Consider the following 9,935-nt stretch of genomic DNA (forward strand, 5'->3'; position numbering starts at 1 on the left):
CGCGCAGCGCGCGCTTGCCGCCCTGGCCCGCGCGCGACAGAACACCCCGCGCCAGCAGCACGGCGCGCGGGAAAATGAACAGGCCGTGCCGCGTGGCGCCGTCGTCGACGGCCACGATGACGAAGTCGAGCGGGTCATTCTCGTCCAGCGGGGCGATGTCGGCGGCGGGGTGCAGGCGTTTCCACAGCGTGAAGAACTGTCCCGTCTTGGTGGGCGTGGTCTTGGCGATGCGCAAGACCAGCGGCCTGCCGTGCAGCTGCGCGCGGCAGGCGCCGTACTGCGCGCTTTCCGCCTCGGGCACGGGCGCCTGCGCCAGGCCCAGGCAAGCCCAGGGACTGGTTTTCCAGGGACCCGAGGTCATTCCGCGCTGAATTCGGCTGCCGCCTTGGCCGCCCACAGGGCTTCCGCATGGCTGGCGAACGGGCTGTCGTAGCCGTCGATGCTGCCGTCGCTGTCGACGAAATACAGCCACCAGCCATCGGCCTGCTGGCGGATGGCCGTGTGGCCGGGGGCGCAGTGCGCCTCGATAGTGTCGCTGGCGGCCAGGGTGGTAATGCGGATGCCGCGGTGCGTGATGCTGCTGGTCATGAGATGGGAGCGTCAAAAAACAAGGCCCCGAGTTTACCCGATTTCCAGCAAGGTGCACCGCCCGTGCCGGCGGGCCGGGTTGACGTGCGCTTTTCGATGATTTACGCTCAGCACGGCCACTGGCGCCGGGCTTGACGGGCAGGCCCGCCCTGCCCGCCTCACCTCTCAATGGGACACGCAACAAGATGGACGACTCCTGCAAGAAACCCACCTGGCTGACCATCATGGAAAATGGGTCGATCGGGGAAGCGCGCACCAAGGCCCTTCTGCTCGACCGTTTCTGGGTCCTGGAGCGCTCGGTCGATATCGAGGGCGCCGATTTCATCGTGCAGCGCCGTGCTCTCGCGCACAAGCTCAATTCCAGCCGCGCCCTGTTCGGCCTGGTGCAAGCCAAGTTTTTGCAGGACACGTCGACCACGGTGTATATCAGCCCGGACTATCTGCTCGACGAGCAGAACCAGGCGCGCGACTCGTTCTTCCTGATAGCGCATACGGGGACCGAGGATGAGCAATCCCTGTATTTCCTCACTGCGCAGCAAGTGATCGACGATTTCAAGCCTGTCGCGGCCGGCAAGAAACATGCGCACAAATACAAGCTGGACGGTGCCTCGCTGCTGGTCAGCAAGTATGAGCTCGGGCGCTCGGCACTGCTGCGGCTGATCGAACAGGCGCTGGACAGGGCCGATGCGCTGAAAAACCGGGAATATTTCCAGCCCTATGTACCCGCCCAGGACATTGACCGCCCGCCGGTGCTGATGAACCGCCACACCTGCCCAAAGGCCGCCAGCGTCGACGAACAGGCATTCGACTATCTGCTCGCCTCGCTGAATGACATGAAGCAGCAGGCCACCAAGCTGGCGCCGCTGCTGGCACACTTGCTGGATCTGGCGCACACCCTGAAAGCAAGCACCGACCCCATTGAGGCAGCGAGTGTCGCCGGGGCGCTTGCCCATGATTACTGGAACCTGCCCAAGGAGCCTGTTTTCCGCCATACGGAACTCAATGACCATGCGCCAGAGAGAATGGTGAAAGAAGCCATCGCCTATGCCTTCCAGAAGAAAATCGAAGACGAGCAGCTGCAGCCGGCGTGGAGCGCGCTGGTGCCCGCATTCCGCGCCAAGGTGGCCGATTGCCTGGAAAATGGGCAGAGCGCAGGCCAGAGCGCCATCCGCATCGAGGCACACTACGACGCGGCGTACGGCCTCACGCGCTTCGACGTCGTTACCGTGGAATGGGAAAGCAGCAAACCCTATGTATTTTGCGATACCGGGCAACGGAGAATGACGATCGTGCTGATGCTGCCGGCCGCAGGCCAGAGCGAGGCGCAGCGCGGCAAGTTCGCCGACAGCCTTGCGGAACTGTTCAGCGAGGAATTCCAGCGGGCGCAGCTGTGGTCATATAAATATACGCTTTAGGCAAATTTGACAGCCTCGATGCGGGAGATCAACGCACTCCCTGCGTCTGGGCCAGGATGCATTTCACCAAGGAGACACGCCTGGCATCACAGCAAGGCACCGTGGATTACCTGCTCGACCAGCTGGCGGGCGCAGGCGGCATCAGCGCGAAAAAAATGTTTGGCGAGTACGGCCTGTATTGCGACGGCAAGATGTTCGCCATCGTCGCCGACGACCAGCTGTTCATCAAGCCGACGGACGCGGGGCGCGCATGGATCAGCGCGCAAGGCACGCCGCAGGAAGCGCCGCCCTACCCTCAGGCCAAGCCGTATTTCCTCATCGATGGCGGCATGTGGGACGAACGCGACTGGCTGGTCCAGCTGGCGCGCCGCACGGCCGATGCGCTGCCCCAGCCGAAACCGAAGCCGCCGCCCAAGCCTAAAAAACCGGCATCAGCCAGTTAAGACGCTGTTCTCGCATGCCTTGCCCTGGCGGAAGCACGCGAGGTTATGGTAGGTGATGGCGGCGATCTCGCGCAGCGCTTCGATGGTGAAGAAGCCCTGGTGGCCCGTCACCAGCACGTTCGGGAAGGTCATCAGGCGCTGGAAGATGTCATCGTCGATGATGTCGGACGAACGGTCCTGGAAGAACAGATTGCTTTCCTGCTCGTAGACGTCGATGGCGAGCGAACCGAGCTGGCGCGACTTCAGCGCTTCGATGACGGCGCCCGTGTCGATCAGGCCGCCGCGCGAGGTATTCACCAGCATGGCGCCCTTCTTCATCAACGGCAAGGTTTCTTCACTGATCATGTGGCGCGTGCTGTCCATCAGCGGGCAATGCAGCGAGACGATGTCGGACTGGGCCAGCAGCTGCGGCAATTCCACCATGGTGCCCAGCTCGGCGAACGCCGGCGCCGGATACGGGTCGTGGCCCAGCACGGTGCAGCCGAAGCCCTTGAAAATGCGCGCCGTCGCCAGGCCGATCTTGCCCGTGCCGACAATGCCCACCGTCATGCCGTGCAAGGTGGAACCGAGCAAGCCGTCCAGCGAGAAATTGCCTTCGCGCACGCGCGCATAGGCGCGGTGCGTGTGGCGGTTCAGGGTCTGCACCAGGGCCAGCGTGTATTCGGCCACGGCTTCCGGCGAGTACGCAGGCACGCGGGCGACAAAAAAGCCCAGGCGTTTCGCCGTTTCCAGGTCCAGGTTGTTGTAGCCGGCGCAGCGCAGCAGGATGGCGCGCACGCCATAGCCGTGCAAGGCTTGCAGCACGGGCGCGTCAAGCACATCGTTGACGAAGACGCAAACGGCTTCGGCGCCTTGCGCCAGCACCACGGTTTCCTGGCTCAGCAAGGCGCTGTGGTACACCAGTTCGATGCCGCTTGCTTCGGGCTGGGACGGCAAGGCTTCGTCGAAGAAGCGGCGGTCGTAGGGCTGGCTGGCGAAGAAGGCGATTTTCATGGGGCGTCCTGTCAAGTGAACCGGCGAAAAACAATACCGGAAAGCAAAACATCATCATAACAAACCCGCGCATGCCAACGCGTACGCTTGTGCAGGCACGCCGCGCCATGCGGCGGCCCTGCCACGGCGATGGGGCGCCGCCAGCCCGTGGGGCGCGCTTTTCCTGCCCCGCCAAAGCCAGGCGAGGCCACCCGCATATCCGCCGTGAAGGCGTCTGGCGACGCAGAAAAGCGACACTTTGCCACTCAGGCAACTTTCAGACCATTCCTATAGGCGCGGCAGGCAATTCTCATCACCATTTGTCGTGATGCAACCGCCGCGCTTTGACCTTTTACACAAAAAAATGCGCGGCCAGCATTGTCTTCCATTTCCGAACGATGGGCTCGACAATCATCTGGACACTTCAAGGGGAAGCATGAAAAACGCACATGTAGGGCTATCCATTATGACCGCCGCACTTTTCGCTGGATGCGGTGGTGGCGGGGGCGAGAGTAAAAGCGTGCCGGTTGGCGTGGCCGAACCAAAGCCGGTAGACACCGCCGACCCCCTGTACCGCTATCAATGGTATCTGGAAAACCGCGGGCAAGATGCCTTGGCCGACACTCTGCCGACCACGGGTGTCGACCTGAATATCGGCACGCTGCACAAGGACAATGTCCGCGGCGCCGGCGTCCAGGTGGCGGTCATCGACGAAGGACTGGAAATCGCGCATGAAGATCTGGCCGCCAACGTGGTCGCCGGGGGATCGACGAATTTCATCGACAATTCCACCGATCCGACCAATTTCGGCTTCCAGGGTGATCACGGCACCTCGGTGGCCGGCATTATCGCGGCCGTTGGCTGGAATGCCAAGGGCGGCCGCGGCGTGGCACCGGAAGCAAAATTGAGGGGATTCAACTTTCTGGAAGCCCAATCGGATTACAGTTTGTTCAATTCATGGGGGGAAGGATCTTCGTCCCAGGCGGACGTCTTTAACAATAGCTGGGGCACTCCAAGGAATGCACCTCCTGCCGTGTCGCAAAATGAGGTCGAAGCCTTTGAAAAGCGCATGCAGGCCAGCAGAAATGGCAAAGGCGGCATTTACGTCAAATCCGCGGGAAATTCCTTTGAGAATGATAGGGGCCGTACCAACGCTTGCGACGATGCCAAGGAATTCAAGCTGGGCTGTATTCCGGCCAATTTTGACGACACGAATTCTTACGCCTATGTCATTACCACGGCGGCCGTCAATGCCAAAGGAGTGCGTTCGAGCTACTCGTCCGCAGGTTCCAGCATGTGGGTGGCGGGCTTTGGCGGCGAGTATGGCGGGCAAAAAAAATATTTCAAAGGCGACAATCCGAGAAGCGTCAATTTCGATCCCGCGATCATCAGCACCGATCAAAGCGGCTGCGAACAAGGCGAGAACAGGAATCGCGCCGCGCCCCGGAATGACCTCGATACGGATGCCTCGGCGATAGACAAGAGTTGTAACTACCGTTCCAGCATGAACGGCACGTCGGCCGCCGCCCCGATGGTGTCCGGCGTGGCCGCTTTGATGCTGCAGGTCAATCCGAACTTGACGGCGCGGGACGTGAAGGCCATTCTGGCCACCACGGCAAAGAAGATCGACGCCGCACAAGCGCTCGTTACATTCAGGGGACTCACCCTGGACCCCGGCTGGAGTGTCAACAAGGCAGGCCATGCCTTCAGCAACTGGTACGGTTTTGGCTTGGTCGATGCGACGCAGGCCGTCAAGATGGCCAGGACCTTCGCCAGCCTGCCCGCCTTGCAAGACACGCAGGTGCAAACCTATGCCGGCGCCCCGGTCGACATTCCCTACCTGAACGACAAGGGCGGCGCGGCAAGCATCGCCATTGCGCAGGCAATGAAGGTTGAAACAGTCCAGCTTGGCATTACCACGACGCACCAGGCTCCTGCGAACTTGCGCGCCATACTCACCTCGCCTGGCGGCAGCAAGAGCTACGTGCTGACGCCGTTTTCCGCTGCGGCGGCGATGCCCAAAGGGTCTGCCGGCTTCTTCATCGATTTCATGGCCAGCAACGCTTTCTTGAATGAAAGCTCCGCCGGTACCTGGACCCTGCAATTGACGGACGTGCGCGATCCAACCAAGGTCATCGGCGCAAAACTGGTGACGTGGAACTTGCGTATTCTGGGACACTGACTAAGGAAATGTACATGAAAACGAAACTCTTTCTGGCGCTTTTACTGCTCAACATTGCGTCGTCTTTCCCGCAACTGGCGCATGCGGACGAAGATACCACGGCGCAATTGCAGCAGGCGGCGACCGGCGCGACATTCAAGATCGGCGCAACGGCATTTCGCCTGGTGCCGAACGCCAGGGTAGAAAAGCTGAATGCGGACGCGGGTGAGCAAGACAGACCCAAGGCGGAACTGGCGCGTATCGGCCCGTACAGCATCAGCCTCACCGGCGGCGCGGGGGGCAACACAGCGGCAGCCACGGGCGCGGCGAAACTGTCGGGCGGCGCGGCGCACAGCGAACCGTTCGCGGTGGTGGTCAATCAACGCTCCGGCGCGCCTGCCCTGCTTACCTCGCGGCTCAAGGTGTATTGCAAGGAAACGGCCGAGGCTGCAGCCCTGGCGCAGGCAAGCAAGGGCAAGGTGCTGCTGGCGTCCAGTGCGGCACAATTGCTGATACTCGACTATGCCTCACCGGCGGCGGCCCTGGCGGCCATGCCGCTGTTGCAGAACCACCGCTGCGTGAAAGCCGTGGAACCGGAAATCCGTCAGTCGTTTGCCAGCAGCGACCAGCTGAAGCGGCGCTAAGTTGCCGGCATGCGGGCGCAGTACCCAGCCCGCATGCGGCGGCAGCGTTGCCTGGCAACCCTGCCAGGGCCGCGCCCGACATCAAAAGTGCTTGATGCGCGGCCCGTTGAGTATTTTCTTCACGTACGCCGTTTCCAGCGCGTGTTCCACATGATAGCGGTCGCGCGCGGCGCGCATGGCCGCCTGGTGGGCGTCGAGCGTGGCGGAAGTCAGCTCGATGCCGAAATCGTCGGGCACAGCGACGTCACCGCCGAACAGGCGCGCCAGGATGAAGCGGCCCACGTTGTCGCGGTAGTGCGACACTTCCCAGTAATAGCGCATCTCAGGCTTGCCGCTGGCCAGCGGGATGGGGTCGGTGGTGACGCTGTTAAAACCGGAAAAGTCATACAGGCGCACGTCGCAGCCCGCATTTCGGTGGCGCTCGACCACCCGCACCAGGTCGCGCTGCCAGGCTTGCATGGCATCCCACTTGCCGCGCCAGTGCAGCACGTCCATCGTCAGCGCATGCGTGGGGTTGATGTACATGCGCAGGCGCATGCTGCCCTGGCACAGCTTGCCGAGGCTGGCGTCGAGCGCGGGCGTGGACGGCGGCGTCGGCCCTTCGCCATCGCCGAACTCCTGCAGGCGCAAGGGAATGGCTTGCGCCGCCCCGCCCCAGCCCTGCATGCGGCTGATGACGCAGGTCTCGTCGCGCTGGCCGTACAGGGCCAGGCTGGAACGGCAGACGTCGCCGAAACTGCCGTTCAGGATGCGCAGGCTGTCGTGCGTCATGTCCACCGTCAGCCCGCGCTTGAGATTGAGCAAGGCGCGCTGGGCGAAAAATGCCTTGCCCGCGCCCGTCAAGCCGTCTTCCACGCGGGCCGAACCCAGGTCCAGCGAGAAGGTGGGCGCATCGACGCCCCACACCATGGTTTCGATGCGGCTGACCTTGGTCGCGTGCTCGGCCAGCTGGATGGCGTCGCCCAGCGAGGCGCCCGAGACGGCGCTGTTGAACACGCTCTTGTCGGCAAAGGTTTCCTGCGCCCGGGTCGGCAAGCCCATTTCCGTGCGCGAATTGCCGATGTAGATGATGGACGGCCGGTAGCGCGCCACGGCATACGTCTTGCCCCAGGCCGAGAGTTTTTCATTCGTCGGGCGCAAGCGCTGCAGCATCGGGCTGTCCCACTGGTGCAGTAAATAAGGGTCGATGCGGTAGTTGAGGGCCGAGACGCAAGCGAGCGCCAGGAAGGCGCAGGCGAAGAACCAGACGAGGTAGCGGCGGGAAGAAGTGTCCATGGCGTGTCCAGCATCAGAATTGAAAATAGAGAAATTCGGTGACCCGGTTCATGCCGAAGATGCAGGCGACGAACAGCGCGGCAAAGCCCAGACTCCAGCCGCGCGTGGGGCGCCAGCTGAAGCGCCAGCGGCCGTCGGGCTGGAAGATGCGCTCAATGGCCGGCTCGTGCTGAAAGAAGATTTCCTGCGTGTTCGGCGCCTTGAAGGCCAGCAGCATGGCCAGCAGCAAGACCGGCAAGCCCGGCCCCACCAGTTCGATCCAGCGGATGCCGTCGAAGGCGGGCTGCACGCCCCATTGCGCCAGGCTGGCCGCATGGCTGGCCAGGCCCCGTGGCAGGCTGATGCCGTTCGCCCCCACCAAGGCGCCCAGGATGTCCCAGGCCGTGGCCACGTCGGGCGAACGGAAGAAGACCCACGCCAGCATGACGGCAAGAAAGGTCAATGCGGCCGGCCACCAGCGCCCGGTCGCCGCGCCAAACACCTTGCGCCACGCCTGCTGCACCACCAGGAACAGGCCGTGCAAGCCGCCCCAGATGACAAAGGTCCAGCCCGCGCCATGCCACAGGCCGCCCAGCAGCATGGTCAGCATCAGGTTGCGGTAGCGGATGGCTTCGCCACGCCGGCTGCCGCCCATGGCGATATATAAATAGTCGCGCAGGAAGCGCGACAGCGTCATGTGCCAGCGGCGCCAGAACTCCGTGATGCTGGCGGCCTTGTACGGCGAATTGAAGTTCAGCGGCAATTTCACGCCGAACAGGCGCGACAAGCCGATGGCCATGTCCGAATAGCCGGAAAAATCGAAATACAGCTGGAAGGTATACGCCAGCACGCCGATCCACGCCTCGATGAAGGTCGGTTCGGCGCCGGCCGCGAAGACGGGAATGGCCAGCGGCGACAGGTTGTCGGCGATCAGTACCTTCTTTGCCAGGCCGATGACGAAGATCGACATGCCGATGGCAAAGTTGGCCGCGCGCGGGTGGGCGTTGGCGGGTTCGGCGAACTGCGGCATCATTTCGCGGTGGTGCAGCACGGGGCCGGCGATCAGGTGGGGGAAATAGCTGACAAAGAGCACGTAATGCATGAAGCGGTATTCGCGCACTTCGCCCCGGTAGCAATCGACGAGGAAGGCGATCTGCGTGAAAGTGAAGAACGAAATGCCGATCGGCAGGATGATATCCAGGCCCGACCACGGCAGGCTGGCAGCGCCAGCACTGGCGGCCACGCTGTTGACGCTATCGATGAAGAAATTCGCATATTTATACCAGCCCAGCAAACCCAGGTTCAAGGCCAGCGCCAGCACCAGCACGCGCTTGCGGGCCGTGCCGGAGCGCGTTCCCATCAAGCGGCCGGCCCAGTAATTGACGCAGATCGAGCCCAGCAGCAGCGGCAGGTAGCGCACGTCCCACCAGGCGTAGAAGAACAGCGAGGCGGCCGCCAGCCAGGACATGGGCGCCGCCTTGCCCACCACGGGCGCCCAGCGGTCCAGCAGGAAATAGCCGGCCAGCACCACGGGCAGGTAGGCAAACAGGAAAGCAAAGGAATTAAACAGCATGGCTCCTCCTTGTAGGCAGCGCGGCGCGACTGGTGCCGGCATGCAGCTGGACATAGCAATCGGCGATCTGCGCCGCCACCCGCTCCCACGTAAAACGCTCGACCAGGGCCCGCACGCGCAGCCGTTCCGGTGCCAGCGCCAGCAGTTGCAGCACGGCCTGGCGCTGCGCCGGGCCATCGTCCCAGCGCACCTTGCGCAGGGCGAAGGCGGAATCGGGCAAGTCCAGCGCGCTGTGCGCCGTCATGACGACGGGCGTGCCGGCCGCCAGCGCTTCGAGCACGCTCAAGGGAAACACTTCGCCCTGGCTGGGCAAGGCCGCCACGGCCGCCGCGTGGTAGGCGCTGGCCAGCAGCGGGTCGGCATGGTCGAGCGCGCCCAGCCAGCTGACGTGCGGCAAGTCCAGCAACTGCTGCAGATAGGCCTGCTGTTCGCGCGGCGCCGCGCCGATCAGCACCACGGGCACGCCGGCGCCCGTCAGCGCCTGTGCCAGCCCCAGCTGGTTTTTATAGGGCGAGATGCTGCCCACCACCAGCACGAATGGCCCGGCGATGCCCGTCTCGCGCAGGAACAAATCGCCATTGGCCGTGAAGAAATGCGGGTTGATGCCATTTGGCAAGACGCGGATGGATGTCGCCGGCAAGTCAAAACCGTGCACGATGGCATCGCGCTCGGCCTCGCCCAGGGCAATCACGACGTCGGCCAGCTGCAAGGCGCGGCGCGTCTGCGCGTAGCTGGTCTGCACCATCCACTCCGTCAGCCGCCCCGCCAGCCGGTCGGCCAGCCGCGCGCGCCAGGCGCAGGAAGACCTGGAACTCGCGGTCCGACAATTCCGTATGCAGCGCGGCATTCGTGTCGCGGTCGAACGACTGCGCCAGCAGTTCGCCC

At 63.4% G+C, this 9,935-nt stretch carries 10 protein-coding genes; 4 read left to right on the forward strand and 6 right to left on the reverse strand.

The genetic code is table 11. The features are described from left to right. Together JaAD80_RS25035 and JaAD80_RS25040 are read right to left on the reverse strand one after the other, a co-directional pair. A partial coding sequence (locus JaAD80_RS25035) for a MepB family protein (RefSeq protein ID WP_102298592.1) occupies positions 1-361 on the reverse strand: 361 nt, incomplete at its 3' end. Further along, positions 358-588, reverse strand: coding sequence for a hypothetical protein (locus tag JaAD80_RS25040; RefSeq protein ID WP_102298594.1), 231 nt, complete (start codon positions 586-588; stop codon positions 358-360). The genes JaAD80_RS25040 and JaAD80_RS25035, both read right to left, overlap by 4 nt. A gap of 185 nt (positions 589-773) precedes the next feature. Here JaAD80_RS25040 and JaAD80_RS25045 point away from each other — a divergent pair, with 185 nt between their 5' ends. Further along, entirely contained in the window at positions 774-2,003 is a 1,230-nt protein-coding gene (locus JaAD80_RS25045; protein WP_102298595.1) for a hypothetical protein, read from the forward strand. A 56-nt stretch (positions 2,004-2,059) separates the two neighbouring features. Next, entirely contained in the window at positions 2,060-2,446 is a 387-nt protein-coding gene (locus JaAD80_RS25050; RefSeq protein WP_374755279.1) for a TfoX/Sxy family protein, read from the forward strand. Here JaAD80_RS25050 and JaAD80_RS25055 read toward each other — a convergent pair. Beyond that, entirely contained in the window at positions 2,435-3,439 is a 1,005-nt protein-coding gene (locus JaAD80_RS25055; RefSeq protein WP_102298596.1) for a 2-hydroxyacid dehydrogenase, read from the reverse strand. The two genes, JaAD80_RS25050 and JaAD80_RS25055, sit on opposite strands and share 12 nt — an antisense overlap. 415 nt (positions 3,440-3,854) lie before the next feature. Here JaAD80_RS25055 and JaAD80_RS25060 point away from each other — a divergent pair, with 415 nt between their 5' ends. Further along, positions 3,855-5,600, forward strand: coding sequence for a S8 family serine peptidase (locus JaAD80_RS25060; RefSeq protein ID WP_102298597.1), 1,746 nt, complete (start codon positions 3,855-3,857; stop codon positions 5,598-5,600). A gap of 14 nt (positions 5,601-5,614) precedes the next feature. Continuing rightward, positions 5,615-6,223, forward strand: coding sequence for a hypothetical protein (locus JaAD80_RS25065; RefSeq protein WP_146012528.1), 609 nt, complete (start codon positions 5,615-5,617; stop codon positions 6,221-6,223). Positions 6,224-6,304: 81 nt separating this feature from the next. On the opposite strand, the gene JaAD80_RS25070 is transcribed toward JaAD80_RS25065, so the two are convergent. From JaAD80_RS25070 to JaAD80_RS25080, 3 genes are read right to left on the reverse strand one after another with little or no spacing between them, the layout of a single operon-like run. After that, on the reverse strand, positions 6,305-7,498 hold the full coding sequence (locus tag JaAD80_RS25070; RefSeq protein ID WP_102298599.1) for a hypothetical protein: 1,194 nt from the start codon (positions 7,496-7,498) through the stop codon (positions 6,305-6,307). 13 nt (positions 7,499-7,511) lie between these two features. Next, a complete protein-coding gene (locus tag JaAD80_RS25075; RefSeq protein ID WP_102298601.1) occupies positions 7,512-9,050 on the reverse strand; it encodes an MBOAT family protein in 1,539 nt (512 codons plus the stop codon). Then, positions 9,040-9,792 carry a glycosyltransferase family 4 protein gene (locus JaAD80_RS25080; protein WP_258003167.1) on the reverse strand — a complete coding sequence of 251 codons (753 nt, stop codon included), beginning with the start codon at positions 9,790-9,792 and terminating at the stop codon, positions 9,040-9,042. The genes JaAD80_RS25075 and JaAD80_RS25080 overlap by 11 nt, the downstream gene beginning before the upstream one ends. Positions 9,793-9,935 lie beyond the last annotated feature (143 nt).

Source organism: Janthinobacterium sp. AD80 (genome assembly GCF_002878455.1).
In the GTDB taxonomy this organism is placed as follows: domain Bacteria; phylum Pseudomonadota; class Gammaproteobacteria; order Burkholderiales; family Burkholderiaceae_D; genus Janthinobacterium.